General features: G+C 66.5%; 16 protein-coding genes and 4 pseudogenes. 6 read left to right on the forward strand and 14 right to left on the reverse strand.

The genetic code is table 11. The features are described 5' to 3' along the window. Window position 1: 1 nt before the first annotated feature. The 12 genes and pseudogenes from QP165_RS07170 to sdhC all read right to left on the reverse strand — a co-directional run bounded on the left by QP165_RS07170 (window position 2) and on the right by sdhC (window position 11,732). Window positions 2-2,941 (reverse strand): 2-oxoglutarate dehydrogenase E1 component, encoded by a 2,940-nt coding sequence (locus QP165_RS07170; RefSeq protein WP_333994770.1) that lies wholly within the window; start codon window positions 2,939-2,941, stop codon window positions 2-4. A gap of 82 nt (window positions 2,942-3,023) precedes the next feature. Next, complete coding sequence (sucD, locus tag QP165_RS07175; RefSeq protein WP_333994771.1) at window positions 3,024-3,908, reverse strand: succinate--CoA ligase subunit alpha; 885 nt, start codon at window positions 3,906-3,908, stop codon at window positions 3,024-3,026. A 54-nt stretch (window positions 3,909-3,962) separates the two neighbouring features. Continuing rightward, window positions 3,963-4,259, reverse strand: a complete 297-nt coding sequence (locus QP165_RS07180; protein ID WP_333994772.1) for a GIY-YIG nuclease family protein — start codon at window positions 4,257-4,259, stop codon at window positions 3,963-3,965. A 72-nt stretch (window positions 4,260-4,331) separates the two neighbouring features. Then, window positions 4,332-5,294: a malate dehydrogenase gene (gene mdh, locus QP165_RS07185; RefSeq protein ID WP_333994773.1), complete on the reverse strand. Its 963-nt coding sequence runs from the start codon at window positions 5,292-5,294 to the stop codon at window positions 4,332-4,334. 200 nt (window positions 5,295-5,494) lie between these two features. Beyond that, a pseudogene (zapE, locus tag QP165_RS07190) lies at window positions 5,495-6,588 on the reverse strand (cell division protein ZapE). Window positions 6,589-6,722: 134 nt separating this feature from the next. Then, on the reverse strand, window positions 6,723-7,178 hold the full coding sequence (locus tag QP165_RS07195) for a PaaI family thioesterase (protein ID WP_333994774.1): 456 nt from the start codon (window positions 7,176-7,178) through the stop codon (window positions 6,723-6,725). A 137-nt stretch (window positions 7,179-7,315) separates the two neighbouring features. Next, window positions 7,316-8,098 carry a succinate dehydrogenase iron-sulfur subunit gene (locus tag QP165_RS07200; RefSeq protein ID WP_056016671.1) on the reverse strand — a complete coding sequence of 261 codons (783 nt, stop codon included), beginning with the start codon at window positions 8,096-8,098 and terminating at the stop codon, window positions 7,316-7,318. 130 nt (window positions 8,099-8,228) lie between these two features. Then, complete coding sequence (locus QP165_RS07205; protein ID WP_056016675.1) at window positions 8,229-8,810, reverse strand: ClpP family protease; 582 nt, start codon at window positions 8,808-8,810, stop codon at window positions 8,229-8,231. 49 nt (window positions 8,811-8,859) lie between these two features. After that, complete coding sequence (locus QP165_RS07210) at window positions 8,860-9,135, reverse strand: hypothetical protein (protein WP_333994776.1); 276 nt, start codon at window positions 9,133-9,135, stop codon at window positions 8,860-8,862. Continuing rightward, window positions 9,135-10,936 (reverse strand): annotated as a pseudogene (sdhA, locus tag QP165_RS07215) (succinate dehydrogenase flavoprotein subunit). The gene QP165_RS07210 and the pseudogene sdhA overlap by 1 nt, the downstream one beginning before the upstream one ends. Then, window positions 10,936-11,322 carry a succinate dehydrogenase, hydrophobic membrane anchor protein gene (sdhD, locus tag QP165_RS07220; RefSeq protein ID WP_333994778.1) on the reverse strand — a complete coding sequence of 129 codons (387 nt, stop codon included), beginning with the start codon at window positions 11,320-11,322 and terminating at the stop codon, window positions 10,936-10,938. Before sdhD ends, sdhA begins: the two are co-directional and overlap by 1 nt. Next, window positions 11,322-11,732 (reverse strand): succinate dehydrogenase, cytochrome b556 subunit, encoded by a 411-nt coding sequence (gene sdhC, locus QP165_RS07225; RefSeq protein WP_333994779.1) that lies wholly within the window; start codon window positions 11,730-11,732, stop codon window positions 11,322-11,324. The genes sdhD and sdhC overlap by 1 nt, the downstream gene beginning before the upstream one ends. 288 nt (window positions 11,733-12,020) lie before the next feature. On the opposite strand from sdhC, the gene QP165_RS07230 reads away from it, so the two are divergent. The 4 genes and pseudogenes from QP165_RS07230 to QP165_RS07245 all read left to right on the forward strand — a co-directional run bounded on the left by QP165_RS07230 (window position 12,021) and on the right by QP165_RS07245 (window position 16,542). Then, the gene (locus QP165_RS07230) at window positions 12,021-13,379 is read left to right on the forward strand and encodes a methyl-accepting chemotaxis protein (RefSeq protein WP_056016689.1); all 1,359 of its coding nucleotides are present in this window, start codon (window positions 12,021-12,023) and stop codon (window positions 13,377-13,379) included. A 180-nt stretch (window positions 13,380-13,559) separates the two neighbouring features. Beyond that, on the forward strand, window positions 13,560-14,840 hold the full coding sequence (locus QP165_RS07235; protein ID WP_200916188.1) for a methyl-accepting chemotaxis protein: 1,281 nt from the start codon (window positions 13,560-13,562) through the stop codon (window positions 14,838-14,840). A gap of 56 nt (window positions 14,841-14,896) precedes the next feature. Further along, a pseudogene (locus tag QP165_RS07240) lies at window positions 14,897-15,602 on the forward strand (SDR family NAD(P)-dependent oxidoreductase). Beyond that, window positions 15,592-16,542, forward strand: coding sequence for a 50S ribosomal protein L11 methyltransferase (locus QP165_RS07245; protein WP_333994781.1), 951 nt, complete (start codon window positions 15,592-15,594; stop codon window positions 16,540-16,542). The pseudogene QP165_RS07240 and the gene QP165_RS07245 overlap by 11 nt, the downstream one beginning before the upstream one ends. A 126-nt stretch (window positions 16,543-16,668) precedes the next feature. Here the strand turns inward: QP165_RS07245 and phhA are convergent, their stop codons facing one another. After that, window positions 16,669-17,547, reverse strand: a complete 879-nt coding sequence (gene phhA / locus QP165_RS07250) for a phenylalanine 4-monooxygenase (protein ID WP_333994782.1) — start codon at window positions 17,545-17,547, stop codon at window positions 16,669-16,671. Window positions 17,548-17,668: 121 nt separating this feature from the next. Here phhA and QP165_RS07255 point away from each other — a divergent pair. Further along, a pseudogene (locus QP165_RS07255) lies at window positions 17,669-17,998 on the forward strand (DUF2459 domain-containing protein); the annotation flags it as partial. 134 nt (window positions 17,999-18,132) lie between these two features. Next, entirely contained in the window at window positions 18,133-18,234 is a 102-nt protein-coding gene (locus QP165_RS07260; RefSeq protein ID WP_333951048.1) for a DUF2459 domain-containing protein, read from the forward strand. A 235-nt stretch (window positions 18,235-18,469) separates the two neighbouring features. Here the strand turns inward: QP165_RS07260 and QP165_RS07265 are convergent, their stop codons facing one another. Continuing rightward, the gene (locus tag QP165_RS07265; RefSeq protein WP_333994785.1) at window positions 18,470-18,673 is read right to left on the reverse strand and encodes a hypothetical protein; all 204 of its coding nucleotides are present in this window, start codon (window positions 18,671-18,673) and stop codon (window positions 18,470-18,472) included. Between the last annotated feature and the right edge of the window lie 67 nt (window positions 18,674-18,740).

Raw genomic sequence — 18,740 nt, forward strand, 5'->3', positions numbered from 1 at the left:
ATTACGATGCGCGGGTGCGGCGGATTTCGTCGCGGACGCTGTGGCCGAGCGCGTCGGCGACGAGTGCGCCCTGCTCGGTCTGGTGACGCTTCATCAGACCGGTCGCGGGCGACGCCGAGGCGTTGCGGCCGGCGTAGCGCGCGCGCTTGACCGGCGAGTTCACGCTTGCCAGCGCCTCCTCGATCAGCGGCTCGACGAAGAACCAATAGCCGTTGTTCTTCGGCTCTTCCTGCGCCCAGACGATCTCTTCCAGGTTCGGCATCCTGGCGACGCGCTCGGCGATCGGGTTGCCGGGGAAGGGATAGAGCTGTTCGACGCGGACGATCTGCGTGTCGGTGTCGCCCGCCGCATCGCGCGCCTCGATCAGGTCGTACGCGACCTTGCCGGTGCACAGGACGAGACGCTTCGTGTCGACGTCGGCTGCACCGTTGGTGTCGGACAGGAGGCGGCGGAAGTGGCTGTCGCCCTGGAAGTCCTCGGCGTTCGACACCGCGAGCTTGTGACGGAGCAACGACTTGGGCGTCATCACGATCAGGGGCTTGCGGAAGTTGCGATGCATCTGCCGGCGGAGCAGGTGGAAATAGTTCGCCGGGCTGGTGCAGTTCGCGACCTGGATATTGTCGTCCGCGCAGGACTGGAGGAAGCGCTCGGGACGTGCCGAGCTGTGCTCTGGCCCCTGCCCTTCATAGCCGTGCGGGAGCAGCATCACGAGGCCGTTGGCGCGGAGCCACTTCGACTCGCCGGACGTGATGAACTGATCGATCATGATCTGCGCGCCGTTGACGAAATCGCCGAACTGCGCCTCCCAGAGGACCAGAGTCTTCGGGTCGGCGAGCGCATAGCCATATTCGAAGCCGAGCACGCCGTATTCGGACAGCGGGCTGTCGAGCACCTCAAAATTGCCGTGCTCGATCTCCTGCAGCGGCACGTATTTGTGCTCGTCGGTCTGGTCGACCCAGACCGCATGACGCTGCGAGAAGGTGCCGCGGCCCGAATCCTGGCCGGACAGACGGACGCCGTATCCTTCGGAGAGCAGGCCGCCGAAGGCGAGCGCCTCGCCGGTCGCCCAGTCGAAGCCCTTGCCCGACTTGAACATCTCGCGCTTGGCATCGAGCACGCGCGCGAGCGTCTTGTGGATCTTCACGCTGTCGGGGACGGTCGTCAGCGTGCGGCCGAGCGAGTCGAACAGCTTCTGGCTGAGACCCGTCTCGACGTTGCGGCGCGCGGAGGCGCCATCGGTCGGGGCGCTGAGGCCGGTCCAGCGACCGCCAAACCAGTCCGCCTTGTTGGGCTTGTACGACGCACCCGCCTCGAACTCGCCCTCGAGCCGCAATGTGAGCTGCTTCACATTCTCGTCGATCCAGGGCTGGTCGATGACGCCTTCCTTGATCAGGCGGTTGCCATAGACCGAGCTGACGCCAGGATGCTTGCGGATGATGTCGTACATCAGCGGCTGGGTGAAGGAGGGCTCGTCGCCCTCGTTATGACCGAAGCGGCGATAGCACCACATGTCGATGACGATGTCGCGGTGGAACTTCTGGCGGAATTCCATCGCCATCTTGGTGGCGAAGGTCACCGCCTCGGGATCGTCGCCATTGACGTGGAAGACCGGCGCCTGGACGCCCTTGGCGACGTCCGACGGGTAGGGCGACGAGCGCGCGAACTGCGGCGACGTCGTGAAGCCGACCTGGTTGTTGATGATGAAGTGGACGCAGCCGCCGGTGTTGTAGCCGCGGATGCCCGAGAAGCCGAGGCACTCCCAGACGATCCCCTGCCCTGCGAACGCCGCGTCGCCGTGGATCAGCACGGGCAAGCTGGCGACATGGTCCTTCAGATCGTTATTGAGCGTCTGGATCGCGCGCGTCTTGCCGAGCACGACCGGATCGGCGGCCTCGAGATGCGACGGGTTGGCGACGAGGCTCATGTGAACCTTGTGGCCGTCGAACTCGCGGTCGGTGCTGGTGCCGAGGTGATACTTCACGTCGCCCGAGCCGCCGATGTCATCGGGGTTGGCCGAGCCGCCGGCGAATTCGTGGAAGATGACGCGGAGCGGCTTGGCCATCACGTTGGCGAGCACGTTCAGACGACCGCGATGCGCCATGCCGATGACGATCTCGCGCACGCCCATCTGGCCACCGTACTTGATGACCGATTCGAGCGCGGGGATCATCGATTCGCCGCCGTCGAGACCGAAGCGCTTCGTGCCGACATATTTCTTGCCGAGGAATTTCTCCCACTGCTCGGCTTCGATGACCTTGTTGAGGATCGCCTTCTTGCCGTCGACGGAGAATTCGATCGCCTTGTCCTGGCCTTCCATGCGCTCCTGGAGGAAGCGGCGCTCCTCGACATCGGCGATGTGCATGTATTCGAGGCCGACATTGCCGCAATAATTCTTGCGCAGCGTGTCGACGAGCTCGCGGATGGTCGCCCATTCGAAGCCCATCGTGCCGCCGAGATAGACCTTGCGGTCGATGTCGGCGTCGGAGAAGCCGTGATATTCGGTCTTCAGATCCTCGGGCATCTCGCGCTTCGACAGGCCGAGCGGATCGAGATTGGCGGCGAGGTGACCGCGGACGCGGTAGGTGCGGATCAGCAGCTGCGCGCGGATCGCGTCGGCCGCGGCCTTGGCGATCTCGTCCTGCGAGACGGGCGCGGGCGCGGCGGCGGCGGGAGCGGGCTTGCCGCCACCCTTTGCGGGCTTGGGCGCGGGCTCCATCTGGGTCGGGTCGAGCGCCGCGGTCAGATCGTCCGTGGTGGTCAGCGGCCAGCGCGCGCTTTCCCAGCTCGGGCCCTGCGCGGAGCCTTCGAGCCCCTCGAAGAACGTCCGCCAGCCGGATTCGACCGAGGCCGGATCGGCGGTGAACTTGGCGTAGAGCGTCTCTACGAACGCCGGGCTGACGCCGGCTGCGATATCGCTGAAATCCTGGCCTTCGTAGCCCATGTCACTCGCCTTCCGTGTTCTCCCGCGAAGGCGGGAGCCCAGACTGGGCCCCCGCCTTCGCGGGGGAACAGCCTTCTTTGACTTAACCCTTCAGCACGCTCAGCAGCGTCTCGCCGAGCAGGCTGGGGCTTTCCGAAACGCGGATCCCGGCAGCTTCCATCGCCGCGATCTTGCTCTCGGCATCGCCCTTGCCGCCCGAGACGATCGCACCGGCATGACCCATGCGGCGACCCGGAGGTGCGGTGCGGCCCGCGATGAAGCCGGCCATCGGCTTCTTGCGGCCACGCTTGGCCTCGTCGATCAGGAACTGCGCGGCCTGCTCCTCGGCGTCGCCACCGATTTCGCCGATCATGATGATCGACTTGGTCTCGTCGTCCGCCAGGAACAGCTCGAGCACGTCGATGAAGTTCGTGCCGTTGACCGGATCGCCACCGATGCCGACCGCGGTCGTCTGACCAAGGCCTGCGTTCGAGGTCTGGAAGACCGCCTCATAGGTGAGCGTGCCTGAACGGCTGACAACGCCGACCGAGCCCTTCTTGAAGATCGAACCGGGCATGATGCCGATCTTGCACTCGCCGGGGGTCAGCACGCCGGGGCAGTTCGGGCCGATGAGGCGCGACTTCGAGCCCGCGAGCGCGCGCTTGACCTTGACCATGTCGAGCACGGGAATGCCCTCGGTGATCGCGACGATCAGCTCGATCTGCGCGTCGATCGCCTCGAGGATCGAGTCGGCCGCGAAGGGAGGCGGCACGTAGATCACGGACGCGGTCGCGCCGGTGACCGACTTCGCCTCGGCGACGGTGTTGTAGACGGGGAGGTCGAGGTGCGTCGTGCCGCCCTTGCCGGGGGTGACGCCACCGACCATCTGCGTGCCGTATTCCAGCGCCATCTTGGTGTGGAAGCTGCCGGTTTCGCCGGTCATGCCCTGCGTGATGACCTTGGTGTTCTTGTCGACGAGGATGCTCATCTTGTCTCGTTCCTTACCACCCCGGCGAAGGCCGGGGCCCAATTGGGAAAGCGGTCATGGTTGTGCGATGCGATCGTAAAGGTCGTCCCAGGCGGGATTGAAACCGTTGATCTCTCGCAATTTCCAGTCCCGCTTCCACTCCTTCATGTGCAGCTCGCGCTGCCGGGCGGCTTCCCAACTGCCGAGCAATTCGTACCAGACGAGTAGCTTGCAGTCGTACTTCTTCGTGAACCCTGCGACGACGCCGTTGCGGTGTTCCCACACGCGCTTTGCCAGGTTCACCGTCGAACCGAGGTAGAGCGTACCGTTAAACCCGCTAGCCATGATGTAGACGCATGCTTGGTCTTCCATCACGGGGGCCTTCCCAATTGGGCCCCGGCCTTCGCCGGGGTGGTATTGCTTACCTCAGTTCAGTTCCTCAAATCAGTTCAGGCTACCGTCGATACCCTTGCACGCCACGATCAGCTCCTTGACCGCGTCGACCGAGACCTGGAGGTTGCCCTTGGCTTCGTCGTCGAGCTTGATCTCGACGATCTTCTCGACGCCGCCGGCACCGATCACCACGGGCACGCCGACATACAGGTCGTCGAGGCCGTATTCACCCGAGACGTAGGCCGCGGCGGGCAGGACGCGCTTCTGGTCGTAGAGATAGGCTTCGGCCATCGCGATACCGCTGGTGGCAGGCGCGTAATAGGCCGAGCCGGTCTTGAGCAGCGCGACGATCTCGCCGCCGCCGCCGCGCGTGCGCTTGACGATTGCGTCGATCTTTTCCTGGCTCGACATGCCCATCGCGATGAGATCGGGGACGGGAATGCCCGAGACGGTCGAATACTGGATCACGGGGACCATCGTGTCGCCGTGGCCGCCGAGTACGAAGCTGGTGACGTCCTTGACCGAGACCTTGAACTCGTCGGCGAGGAAATGGCTGAAGCGCGACGAGTCGAGCACGCCGGCCATGCCGACGACCATGTGGTGCGGCAACCCCGAGAACTCGCGCAGCGCCCAGACCATCGCGTCGAGCGGGTTGGTGATGCAGATCACGAATGCGCCGGGTGCGTTGGCCTTGATGCCCTCGCCGACGGCCTTCATGACCTTCAAGTTGATCCCGAGCAGGTCGTCGCGGCTCATGCCGGGCTTGCGCGCAACACCGGCGGTAACGATGATCACGTCCGCACCGGCGATGTCGGCATAGTCGTTCGAGCCGGTGATCGTCGAGTCGAAGCCTTCGACCGGACCGCACTGCGACAGGTCGAGCGCCTTACCCTGGGGGATGCCCTCGGCGACGTCGAAGAGGACGATATCGCCCAAATTCTTGAGTGCTGCGAGGTGCGCGAGCGTGCCGCCGATGTTACCGGCGCCGATCAGCGCGATCTTCTTGCGAGCCATTCCAATCCGTCTCCGTCTGATGTGCGGGGTGATTGGTGACGCCGGTTACGCGCATTATGGCCGCGCGGCAACCGTTAAAGCGATAAAGTGCTTGTGTTATTGCACATCGTTCGCAAGAGCAATAAGCTTTGGCGTATGCCGTCATCCTGACGAAAGGGTGTCAGGATGACGGGTGGGGTGTGGATGCTGTTCGTCGGGGCTCAGATATGCCCCTCGGCGAGATACTCCTCGGACCGCATCTCTTCCAGCCGGCTGATCGTGCGGTCGAATTCGAACCGGCCGTCACCACTCTTGTAGAGGTCGCCCGGCTGCGCGTCGGCGGCGGCGAGCAGCTTGACCTTGTGTTCGTAGAGCGCGTCGATCAATCCGACGAAGCGTGCGGCTTCGTTACGGTTCTCAGGCCCGAGCTTGGGGATGCCGACGAGGATGATCGTGTGGAATTTGCGCGCGATGGCAAGATAGTCGGCCACCCCCTCGCCTCGCCGCAAAGCTTCCTGAAGCTGAACACCGCGACGCCTTTCAGCGACTTGGGGACGCGCAGGGCGCGGCCTTGGACGATCAGCTCCTCGGACGGGACATGCTCGCTGTCGTCGGGCGAGAAGTCGGTGAGGCGGAAGAACGCGGCGGAGAGCTGCGCGGTGGCCTCGGGGCCGTTGGGGACGAGCCACGTGTCCTGGCTGCCGAGCCGGTCGCGGCGATAATCGACGGGGCCGTTGAGCGGGAGGACGTCGAGCCGCTGTTCGATCGTCGCGATGAAGGGGAGGAAATGCTCGCGGTTGAGGCCGTTCTTGTAGAGATCGGCGGGTGGGCGGTTCGAGGTGGTGACGATCGTCACGCCGGAGTCGAGCAGCGAGGTGACGAGCCGCGAGAGGATCATCGCGTCGGGGCTGTTGGTGACCATCATCTCGTCGAACGCGAGCAGGCGCGTCTCGTCGGCGATCGCGGTGGCGACGGGGACGATCGGGTCGCCGACCTCCTTGCGACGCTCGCCGGCGATGCGCGCATGGACCTCGAGCATGAACTCGCCGAAATGGACGCGGCGCTTCCTGTCGACCGCGACCTCGGCGAAAAACAGGTCCATCAGCATCGACTTGCCACGGCCGACGCCGCCCCAGAGGTAGACGCCGCGCGGGTCGGCCTTCTTGCCGGTGAGGCGCGCGAAAAAGCCGGTGGACTTGGGGGTGGCGAGCTCGGCGGCCAGCGTGTTCAGGCGCGCGGCGGCGGCGGCCTGTTCGGGGTCGGGGCGAAGTTCGCCCGCGGCGACGAGGGCGTCATAGGCGGCGAGAACGGTCATGCCGCCACCCTTTACCACCCCGGCGGAAGCCGGGGCCCAGGTGGAGAGGCTTCGATGACGGAACGCTACGCTTGAACAATGATCGTGTCCCAATTGGGCCCCGGCCTTCGCCGGGGTGGTGGGTGGAGGCGGTATCAGCCCCTGGTCGGCTTGCGGATCGTGGCCGAGAAGGCCGCGATCTTCGCGTCGTCGTCGCCTTGCACCACGAGGCCCCGCAGGAACAAGAGGCGGCCGGTTTCCTTCAGCACCTCGACCTGCGCCTCGATCGGGGCGCCGATCTTGCCGCCGCCGATGAACTGCGTGTTGAGATCGAGCGTCACCGCAGTGCCGGCGGTGATCAGACCGAAGCCGCGCGCGGCCGCGAACAGCGCGACGTCGATGAAGCCGAGCAGCGCGCCGCCATGGACGTTGTTCTGGAGGTTCGAGTGGCGATGCTCGGGGGTGATGCGGACGCGGACGACAGGGCCGTCGACGCGGTAGAGCATGGGGCCGAGCAAAGTGTTGAAACGCGTGGGGTCGGAGAGCGACCAGCTGCGCCAGCCGGGGTTCGCGGAGTCTTCGGCTTCGACGAAATGGGGTTTTTCAGTCATGATTTCCGTTCGTGCCGAGTAGAGACCGAGCGAAGTCGAGGGCTCGTATCGAGGTGCATGTCCTTCGATACGCCATCTCGACACGCTCGATGGCTACTCGGGACGAACGGAGTGGGGGAGTTCCGCCCCCTCCCGGATCAGACGATCCGTTCGGCTTCCATCTTCTTGATCTCGGCGATCGCCTTGGCGGGGTTCAGACCCTTCGGACACGCGTTCGCGCAGTTCATGATCGTGTGGCAGCGATACAGGCGGAACGGATCCTCGAGCTCGTCGAGACGCTCGCCGGTCATCTCGTCGCGGCTGTCGGCGAGCCAGCGATAGGCCTGCAACAGGATCGCCGGCCCCAGGAACTTGTCGCTGTTCCACCAATAGCTCGGGCACGAGGTCGAGCAGCACGCGCACAGGATGCACTCGTAAAGGCCGTCGAGCTTCGTGCGGTCCGCGGGTGACTGGAGCCGCTCCTTGCCCGAGGGCGGCGGCGTGACGGTCTGCAGCCAGGGCTTGATCGACGAATATTGCGCGTAGAAATGCGTGAAGTCGGGAACGAGGTCCTTGATCACGTCCATGTGCGGCAGCGGCGTGATCTGGACCTCGCCCTTGCAATCCTCGATCGCGGTCGTGCAGGCCAGGCCGTTCTTGCCGTTGATGTTCATCGAGCACGAGCCGCAGATGCCCTCGCGGCACGAACGACGGAAGGTGAGCGAGCTGTCCTGCTCGCTCTTCATCTTGATCAGCGCGTCGAGCACCATCGGGCCGGTCTCGTCGAGATCTAGCGCGAACGTGTCGTAACGCGGGTTTTCGCCCGAGTCCGGATCGTAGCGATAGACCTTGAACGACTTCAGCCGCTTACCCTGGCTGGTCGCGGCGTGTGCTACGCCCTTCTTGACGACACTGTTCTTCGGGAGGGCGAATTCGGCCATTGCGAGCGGTCCGTTCCAGGAAATAAGAGAGGTTTGCAGAGCCGATACATGACCGCGGCCCGGCTCGCAAACGCTTAGCTTCGCGGGTGCAACATCCGTTACCCCCGCGCACACCGCCCGCCGGCCGATCTCAGATGATGTCGAGCACCAGACCGAGGTCGCGGGCTTCCTCCGCCTCGATATACCAGTTGGACGGCGCCTTGGCCTTCAGATCGTCGAGCGCGACCTTCGATCCCTTGACGAGATCGCGGAAGCCCTCCTCCTGGATGTTGATCGAATCCTCGATCTCGTGGAGCTTCGCCTCGAGCGTGTAGCGCAGCGTGTTGAGCGGTCCGTTGAGCTGGATCGTGCTCGTCATCTGCCGCTCATGGATCATGATGCGGCTGCCCCGCGTCAGGAAGCGACTGTCGACGGGAAACGCCGACATGAACGTCGCGCCCGCGGAATAGACCGCGACCTTGCCGAGGAACAGCGTCTCGCGCCCGGTATAGTCGCGCAGCAGCCGGATCGTGTCGCCCATCGCACGCGCCATTTCGGGATCGCCGCCAAGCGTCGTGATCGAGACGACGAGCGGCCCCTCGGTCGGCGCGGCAACAAGCTGCGACTTGAAGCTCGTGTACATGTCGCCGTCGACGGGGCCATGCAGCTGGATATGGGGGATGGCGAGCAGCGGATAGTTGCGCGCGTTCGATGCGGGGGATGTGTCGGTCATGCGCGGCGTAACCGACCGGGAACGCGGCGGTTCCGCGCGAAGTCTTGGTTTAGCTCAGGTGCCGGTTCGTGCGCTTGCGCTGCAGGATCCAGCCGACGAGACCGCCGGGAACGCCGCCCGCGAGCGAGAAGAGCGCGAAGAAAGTGATCGCGATCTTCTGCGGGTCTTCGCCGGGCGCGCGCGTTTCGATGCCGTAGATATAGACCGCGGTCAGGATCGCAACGATCGCCGGCCAGAGAAAGCCGGCGATCATCGGTGGGAAGCGAGTCAGGAGCCCCACCGCGACGGGCACGAGGAACCCGATCGCGATGATGGCCCAGATCATCAATATACCCGCTTCTTGGGCTTGATGTAGTCGACGTCGTCGGTGAGCGTGTAGTCGTGCACAGGGCGGAAATCGATCTTGGTTTCGCCGCCCTTGCCGCCCCAGCCGTTGAAGGTGGTGATGGTGTGCTTCATCCAGTTGGCATCGTCACGCTCGGGGAAATCCTCGTGCATGTGCGCGCCGCGCGACTCGGTGCGGTTGGCCGCCGAGTTCATCGTGACGACCGCCTGGCCGATCAGATTGTCGAGCTCCATCGTCTCGACCAGATCGGTGTTCCAGATCATGCTGCGATCCTTCACGGCGACGTCGGTCATCCGGTTGTAGATCCCGGCCATCTTCTCGACGCCCTGGTTGAGCAGCTCGGTGTCGCGGAACACGGCGCAATGCTTCTGCATGGTCTGCTGCATGTCGAGACGGATCTGCGCGGTCGGCGAGCCGCCGCTCGCGTTGCGGAAATGGTCGAGACGGGTGAGCGCGAGGTCTTCCGACCCCTTGGGCAGCGGCGCGTGCGCGGTGCCGGGCTTCAGCGTGTCCTTGATCCGCAGGCCGGTCGCGCGGCCGAACACCACGAGATCGATCAGGCTGTTCGAGCCCAAGCGGTTGGCGCCGTGGACCGAGACGCAGGCGGCCTCGCCGACCGCGAACAGGCCGGGGACGACCGCGTCGGGGTTGCCGTCGACGAGGTTGACGACCTCGCCGTGGAAGTTGGTCGGGATGCCGCCCATGTTGTAATGCACGGTCGGCGTGACGGGCAAAGGCTGGCGCGTGAGATCGACGCCCGCAAAGACCTTGCCGGTCTCGGTGATGCCCGGGAGGCGCTCGGCGAGCACCTTGGGATCGATATGATCGAGGTGGAGGAAGATGTGGTCGCCGTTCTTGCCGACGCCGCGGCCTTCGCGCATTTCCAGCGCCATCGAGCGGCTGACGACGTCGCGCGAGGCGAGATCCTTCGCCGACGGGGCATAGCGCTCCATGAAGCGCTCGCCCTCGGAGTTGGTCAGGTAGCCGCCTTCACCGCGTGCGCCCTCGGTGATGAGCACGCCCGCGCCGTAGATGCCGGTCGGGTGGAACTGGACGAACTCCATGTCCTGCAACGGAAGCCCGGCGCGGAGCACCATCGCGTTGCCGTCGCCGGTGCAGGTGTGCGCCGAGGTCGCCGAGAAATAGACGCGGCCATAACCGCCGGTGGCGAGCACGGTCTGGTGGCTGCGGAAGCGGTGGATCGAACCGTCTTCCATGCACAGCGCAATGACGCCGCGGCAGACGCCGTTTTCCATGATCAGGTCGAGCGCGAAATATTCGACGAAGAAGTCCGTGTTGTACTTCAGGCTCTGCTGGTACAGCGCGTGAAGCATCGCGTGGCCGGTACGATCGGCGGCAGCGGCGGTGCGCTGGACCGGGGGCCCTCGCCCATGTTCTGCATGTGGCCGCCGAACGGACGCTGATAGATCGTGCCGTTCTCGTTACGGCTGAACGGCATGCCGGCATGTTCCAGCTCGTACACCGCCTGCGGCGCCTCGCGGCATAGATACTCGATCGCGTCCTGGTCGCCGAGCCAGTCGGAGCCCTTGACGGTATCGAACATGTGCCAGGTCCAGTGATCCGGCGAGTTGTTGCCGAGCGACGCGGCGATGCCGCCCTGGGCGGCGACGGTGTGCGACCGGGTCGGGAAGACCTTGGTGATGCACGCGGTCTTCAGGCCGCTCTCGGCGATGCCCATCGTGGCGCGCAGGCCCGAGCCGCCGGCCCCGACCACGACCGCATCATAGGTATGATCGATGATCTTATAGGCAGCAGACATCAGGCGGGGGCTCCGGAGAAGGCGACCTTGAGGATCGCGAACAGGGCGACGCCGCCCAGCGTGAAGGTGAACAGGTTGAGCAGGATCATCGTCACGACGCGGCTTTCGCCGTGCATGTAATCCTCGATCACGACCTGAAGACCGAGACGGAAATGGTAGAAGACCGACAGGATCAGCAGCGCCATCGGGATCGCCGCCCAGCCCGATTGCAGCCACAGATGCACCGAGGCGTAATCATAGCTCGGCATCCGCGCGACCGCGACCATCAGCCACGCCATCAGGAAGATGTTGGCGCCGGCGGTCAGCCGCTGCTGCCACCAATGCTGCGTGCCGTGCTTGGCGCTGCCCAGACCGCGGACGCGGCCGACTGGCGTACCCGAACCCATTACTTGATCCCCATATAGAGCCAGAACGCGACCGTCAGCAGCGTGCTGGCAACGATCGTCGCGCGCGCGCCAAGCCGGTTGCGGCGCAGCTCGAACCCTGCGCCGGTGTCCATCACGAGGTGGCGGATGCCCGTCGCCATGTGCTGGAACAGCGACCAGGTCAGCCCGATGCCGATGACATAGCCGAGGATGTTCAGCCGGCCCGCGTCGGTGGTGAACACGTCGACGAAGGTCGCATAGGCCTGCTCGCCCGTCGCGATCGCGATCAGCCACCAGACGAGCAGCAGGCTGCCCACGGTAGCCATCCCGCTGCCGGTCGCGCGGTGCAGGATCGAGACCAGCATATGCGGGCCCCATTTATAGACCTGCAGATGGGGAGAGAGCGGGCGGGCTGGATTGCGCGATGCCAAGGGCAAGGTCCTCGATAGCGAAGGGCGAGACACGAAGGGCGATAAACAAACGGTTTGCCGGTCTATTAGACGCCGTGTGCTGCGATGCAACCCACCGCCGCCGCGGTTGATAACCCATGACACCCGATTCGCGGCGGTTCGGGGCGTTCCCGGGGCCTCGCTGTCCTGCGCGACACTGGTGCGCGCTTGTCATCGGCCTGTCGCAGTCCCGCAGCGGTCCATCCCTAACCTGCCCTTAAGGAATCGGCACTAGCGCTGGTCGGGAATTCGCGATCCGGAGATCCCGCCTTGAATACCACCGACCTACCGAGCATCGGCACGATCGCGGCCAACGTCGATCTCTCGGCCCGGCTGCGGGTGTTCGATTTCGACGGCGCGTTGACGAGCGCGAGCCGCGAGCTCTGGGCCGTGCTCGAGCCCGATTCCGTCGCGATCTCACGCGCATACTGGGAGCAGTGGCAGCGCTGTTTCAGCAACGAGCGGATCTGGGCGCCGGACAAGGCCGAGGCGATGATCGCGGTCGGGTGCACCTTCCTGCGCAACCGCTTCCTCGACACGAGCGGCCGGACATGGGTCGAGTCGGTCGAGCGCTCGGTCGCCGCCGCCTATACCGCCAACGTCTCGCCGATGGCGCTGTTGTCGATGATCAGCGCGAGCGACCGCGCCGCGCTCGACGTGCTGATGCGCAGCGTGGCGCGAGACGACACGCGATTGCCAGTGTATATCGATACGCTGATGCGGTTGTCGGCGCTGGAGGGCGAGATCACGGTCGCGATCTATACCAAGTACCGCGCGCATTCGGCGCAGGGCGCGCGTGACACGCTCGCGGTCGAATTCCGCGACGGAATCGCCTCGATGGTCGAGACCGCGACCGACGAGGGGCATCTGCTGCGCGAGCAGGCGGTGCGCAGTTCGGCGTCGACACGCGCGGTGCTGGGCAAGGCGAGCGAGGTCGCCGCCGCCGCCGAACAGTCCGCGGTCGCGATGCGCGAGGCCGCGCAGACCGCCGCCGGGCTGATCCGCGCGATCGAGGATGCGCGCACCGAGGTCGAGGCGGCCGCCGAGATCGCGAACCGCGCGTCGCACCAGGCCGGCCAGGCGGTCGGCATGTCCGAGGCGCTGAGCGAGCATGCCAAGTCGATCGAGTCGATCCTCGGGCTGATCCGCGACATTGCCGGGCAGACCAACCTGCTCGCGCTCAACGCGACGATCGAGGCGGCGCGGGCGGGCGATGCCGGGCGCGGGTTCGCGGTCGTCGCGCAGGAGGTCAAGAGCCTCGCCAACCAGACCGCGCGCGCGACCGACGACATCGCCGCGAAGATCGCCGCGATCCAGTCCGCGACGCGCGGCACGGTCGAGACCAATGCAAGCATCAAGGCGACCGTCACCGAGGTCCAGGAAAGCGCCGACCGCATCCGCTATGCGATGGAGGCACAGGCGCAGACGGTGACCGCGATCACCGCCGCGGTCGACGAGACCGCGCTGGCGGCCGATTCGATGTCGACGACGATCGCCGCGATCCGTGAGGATACCGAAACGGTCGCGAGCGAGATCGACAGCGTCGGTCGCGGCTTCGACGTCCTCGACACCCGGCTGAGCAATCTCAAGACGAGCGCCGGCGTCTTCGTGACCAAGGTCGCCGCATAACCGACCGCAGGAGAGAGCATGATCGCCGATACAGAGCGCGTGCCGCCGGCCCCGACAGGGGTTGAAGCCGGGACAGGGGTTGAAGCCGGGACCGGAGCCGAGGACGCACACGACGTGCGCGACTGGAGCGGCGATCATCGTCCGCTGCGCGAACGCGTGCGCGATTATGACTGGGACGGCATGGTCGAGCCGGGCTGCGCGGTGCTGACCGCGCTGCTCGATGCCGACGACCGGCGCCGGATCGCGGAGACGTTCTGGCGGCATTATCTGTCGCTCGACGCCGCGCGTCACGTCGTGGCGCGGTTCACCCCGGCGCGGCTCGAGCGCAGCATCGTCTCGAGCGCGGAATATGTCCGGCTGAAATACCTCTCGCCTTATGACGAGGCGTGGAAGACGATGGCGATCGACCATGCGGTGGGATCGCGCAAGTCGGGCATCCCCCTGCCCGCGCTGCTGTCGTCGCTGGCGTTCGCGCACAGCGTGACGCTCGGGCTGATCGCCGAACGCGTCGATGGCGATCTCGCGTCGATGCGGTCACTCGGCGACGTCGTGCAGCGGCTCGCGCTGATCGAGGCGGACATCATGGCGTCGTATCTGGGCACCAGCGACGCGGCGGCGGCGCGCGCCGAACGCCGGTTGCACGCGGCGGCGTTCCGCGAGCGGATCGCGGCGTCGATCGAGGATACCGCGCTGCTGGGCGCGCGGATCCGCGTGCAGGCGACCGACGCCTCCGCGTCGACCCACGGCGTGCTGCACAAGGCGAACGAGGTCGCCGCCGCGGCGGAGCAGTCGGCGGTGGCGATGCGGCAGGCGGCGCAGACCGCCGCCGGGCTGATCCGCGCGATCGAGGATGCGCGCACCGAAGTCGAGGGCGCCGCGGACATCGCCAGCCGCGCCTCCGCGCAGGCGAGCGACGCGGTCGGCATGTCCGAGGCGCTGAGCGACCATGCCGAGGCGATCGAGTCGATCCTGGGGTTGATCCGGTCGATCGCGGGCCAGACCAACCTGCTCGCGCTCAACGCGACGATCGAGGCGGCGCGCGCGGGCGATGCCGGGCGCGGGTTCGCGGTGGTCGCGCAGGAGGTCAAGAGCCTCGCCAACCAGACCGCGCGCGCGACCGACGACATCGCCACCAAGATCGCCGCGATCCAGTCGGCGACGCGCGGCACGGTCGCGACCACCGCGGGGATCAAGCTGACCGTCGGCGAGGTGCAGGACAGCGCCTACCGCATCCGCAGCGCGATGCAGACGCAGGCGGGGATCGTCTCGGCGATCACCGCGGCGGTCGACGAGACCGCGCTCGCCGCGGATTCGATGTCGGCGACGATCGATTCGATCCGCCGCGACACGCAGGCGGTCGCCGCCGAGATCACGCTGCTCGGGCAGGAATTCGGCGAGGTCGACGACAAGCTGAGCGTCCTGCGCGCCGCCGCGGACGGATTTTCGACAAGCGTCGCCTGATCCGCGGCGACCGCGGGAGGTGACGCGACGCCTCCGCCCGCGCTAAGGCCGCGCGCATGACCATCTTACTCACAGGGTCGAGCCGGGGCATCGGCGCGGCCATCCACCAGGCGCTGACCGACGCGGGCGCCACTGTCATCGGCCACAAGAGCACCAAAGGGGGCAGCGCGCACGGGCTTCCTGCCGACTTCGCCCACCCCGCCGGGCCGACCGCTTTGTGGAACGCCGCGCTCGAACAGGCGGGTGGCGCGATCGACGTGCTGATCAACAATGCGGGCGTGTTCGAGGCGAGCCCGCTCGAGGACGCGGACTGGACCGCTCAGTGGGAGCGGACGATGCGGATCAACCTGACCGCGTCCGCCGAACTGTGCCGGCTCGCGGTGCTGCACTGGCAGGCGCGCGGGTTTGCGGGCCGCATCGTCAACATCGCCAGCCGCGCCGCCTATCGCGGCGATCTCGCCCGCGCACTGGCATTATGCCGCATCGAAGGCGGGGATGGTCGCGATGACCAAGACCATTGCCCGAGGCTATGCGCGCGAGGGGATCCTCGCCTTTGCGATCTGCCCCGGGTTCACGATGACCGGGATGGCGGAGGACTATCTCTCCAGCCGCGGCGGCGACGCGCTGCTCGCCGACATTCCGCTCGGCAAGGTCGCGGACCCGGCGGAAGTCGCCTCGGTCGCACGCTATTGCGCGCTCGAGGCGCCCGCATCGATGACGGGCGCGGTGATCGACGTGAACGGGGCGAGCTATGTCCGCTGACAGCTGGAAGCTTACCCTCCCCTGCACGCGCGCGGAGGCCGAGGCGATCGACGCGAGCGACGACCTCGGGGATGCGATCCCGGGCGGCGCGGTGCTGATGACCACCGAGGAGATCGAGGACGACGTCGAATCGTGGCGGCTCGATGCGTATTTCGAGGTCGAGCCGGATGACGACACGGTCGCCGCGGTGCGCGCGCTAGTGCCGAGCGCGGCGGGGGCCGGAATCGCGGTCGAGCGGCTCGGCGATGCGGACTGGGTGACGATGAGCCAGGCGGGGCTCGAGCCGCTCTCGGTCGGGCGGTTCTTCGTCCACACGGGCGCGCATGCCGACGCGGCACCCGCGGACAAGCGCGCGTTCCTGATCGAGGCGAGCCGCGCGTTCGGGACGGGGCATCACGAGACGACCAGCGGATGCCTCGCGATGCTCGACGGGCTGGACGGCGAAACGTTTGCCAATGTCATCGATATCGGGACGGGCACGGGCCTGCTCGCGTTCGCCGCCGCGCATCTGTGGCCCGACGCCGCGGTGATGGGGACGGACATCGATCCGGTCTCGATCGAAGTGACGCGCGAGAATGCCGAGCTGAACGGCGTGGCGGGGATCGATCTGGTGGTGGCGGACGGGACGCTCGACGACGCGATCGTCGCGCGCGCGCCCTATGACCTGGTGATCGCGAACATTCTGGCGGGGCCGTTGGTGTCGATGGCGCCCGAGATCGCGTCGATCGCGGATACGGGGGCGACGATCGTGCTCGCGGGTCTGCTCGAGACTCAGCGCGCGGGTGTGGTCGCGGCGTATGAAGCGTGCGGATGTACGCTGGCGGCGGTCGACCGGCGCGGCGACTGGAGCGTGCTGCGGTTGCGCGCGGGGGCGACGCGGTTCGTCGCGGACGGACCGTTCGACCCCAAGGGGCGCGACGGCTGGGCGCTCGATATCTGACTGTTCCGGGCAGTGCCTCGTACCCAACTCCACCCCGGCGGAGGCCGGGGCCCAATTGGGTGAACCTCTGGCGTGGAGCCGCACCGCTATCCCAATTGGGCCCCGGCCTTCGCCGGGGTGGTGGCGCTATAGGGTGAGTGTGGTGAGCTTGGCCTTTGCATAATCCTGCGTGCCTTTCGTCAGCACGACGTCATCGGGTTCGATCTGCGCGACGGGGATGTCGGGCAGCGCCTTCAGTTCCTCGTACAGCGGCGCGAAATCGGTCTCGACGGTCAGCCGGAGCAGTTCGTCGAAGCTAGGGATGACGAAATAGTTCTGCTGGAAATCGTCGATCCGGTACTCCGTCCGCATGACGCGCGCGAGGTCGAGCGCGATGCGGTTGGGGCTGGGATCGTCGAGCGCGAAGCGCGTCTCGGCGAAGCTCGAGACGATCCCCGAGCCGTAGATGCGCAGCCCCTCGGGCTCGGCGATCAGCCCGAACTCGACCGTGTACCAGTAGAGCCGGCCGAGATATTTGAGCGCGTCGAGCCCCAGCGCGCGCTGTCCGCCGCGACCATAGGCCGCGAGATAATCCGCAAAGACCGGGTCGGCGAGCATGGGTACGTGGCCGAACACGTCGTGGAAGACGTCGGGCTCCTGCAGGTAATCGAGCTGGTCGGGACGGCGGATGAAATTGCCCGCGACGAAGCGGCGATTCGCCATGTGATCGAAGAACACGTCGTCGGGGACGAGCCCGGGGACCGCGACGACCGACCAGCCGGTGAGCTTCATCAGCCGTTCGGACAGTTCCTCGAAATCGGGGATGCCGGGCTTCGACAGCTTGAGCACGTCGAGCCCGCGCAGCCACGCGTTCGACGCGCGACCGGGGAGCAGTTTGGACTGGCGCGCGAACAGCGTGTCCCAGGTCGCATGGTCCTCGGCCGTATAGGCATCCCAGTTCTGCGGGATGGTCCAGTCGGGAGCGCCTTCCGGCGGCGTGCTCAGCACGTGCGTTTCTTCTAGCATGCGTATCGTCTAGCATGATGGAATGAAGACGGAAACGCGGGCCGCGCGCTGGAGTGTCCGCGTCGGTGCGGTGCTGCTGGCACTGGTAATGATCTATATCGGGACAGGGCTGGCCGGCGGGATGATCCCGGCCAATCGCGGCTGGCTCGCGCCCCCGCGCGGCGTGCGGATCTTCGTCGAGAGCAACGGCGTGCACACCGGGATCATCGTACCGAAGGTCGCGGCCGGGATCGACTGGCGCGCCTTCGCCCGCCCCGGTGACCTGCGCGACCCGCGTTATGCCGCGCAGGATCATCTCGCGATCGGCTGGGGGGAGAAAGCGTTCTTTCTCGAGACACCGACCTGGGCGGACGTGAAGCTGCGGACGATCGTCGGCTCGGCGGTCGGCAGTGACGACGTCCTGCTCCACGTCGAGCATCTCGCCGCGCCGACGCCCGGTGGCGATGTGCGCGCGGTGATGCTGAGCGAGGCCGAGTATCGGCGGCTTGCGGGGTTCATCGCGGCGACGATCCGGCCGGGGGGCGGTCCTATCCGGGGTATGACGCCTATGATGCGTTCTACGACGCGCGGGGGCATTACAGCGCGGTGGCGACGTGCAACGCATGGACGGGGGACGCGCTGCGGTTCGCCGGAGTGCGGGTCGGGTGGTGGACGCCGTTTCCGGCGACGGTGATGTGGTGGTTCTGACAGCACGTGCTCTCGCGGGAAGGCGCGAGAACAGGATTGGCGGCGCAGACTGCCCTCTGACCCCCTGCGCCTTCGCCGGGGTGGTGCGGGACATCGGCACTGCGCGGGTGTGCGGACCGCCGGCCCCTCCCCCGTCATCCTGGGCTTGACCCAGGATCCAGGGTCGCGGGGGCGGTGCATGGGGCTCTGGGTCCTGACTTTCGTCAGGATGACGACAGACGAGCGTGCGGCCGCGTCAATAGCCTGCGCGGTAGCCTTGGTACTGGCCGCATTCGCCGCGCCGCGGGTCCTTCTTGCAGCGTTTGGCGAGCTCCTTGCGCTGCTTGCCCTCCTCGGCCTCCTGCTTGCGCATCTTGCGGCCGTAGTTGCGGTCCGATTCCTCCTGGCTGGTCGTCGTCCAGTCGACCGCCTTGCCCGCGACCTGGAACGGCGCCTTCACGATCGACGTCGCGGTGCTGATGCACCCCCGTCATCAGGGGCAGGATCGCCAGAACGGGAAGAACCTT

It is taken from the genome of Sphingomonas sp. 22R3R2A-7 (genome assembly GCF_036856055.1).
In the GTDB taxonomy this organism is placed as follows: Bacteria; Pseudomonadota; Alphaproteobacteria; order Sphingomonadales; family Sphingomonadaceae; genus Sphingomonas.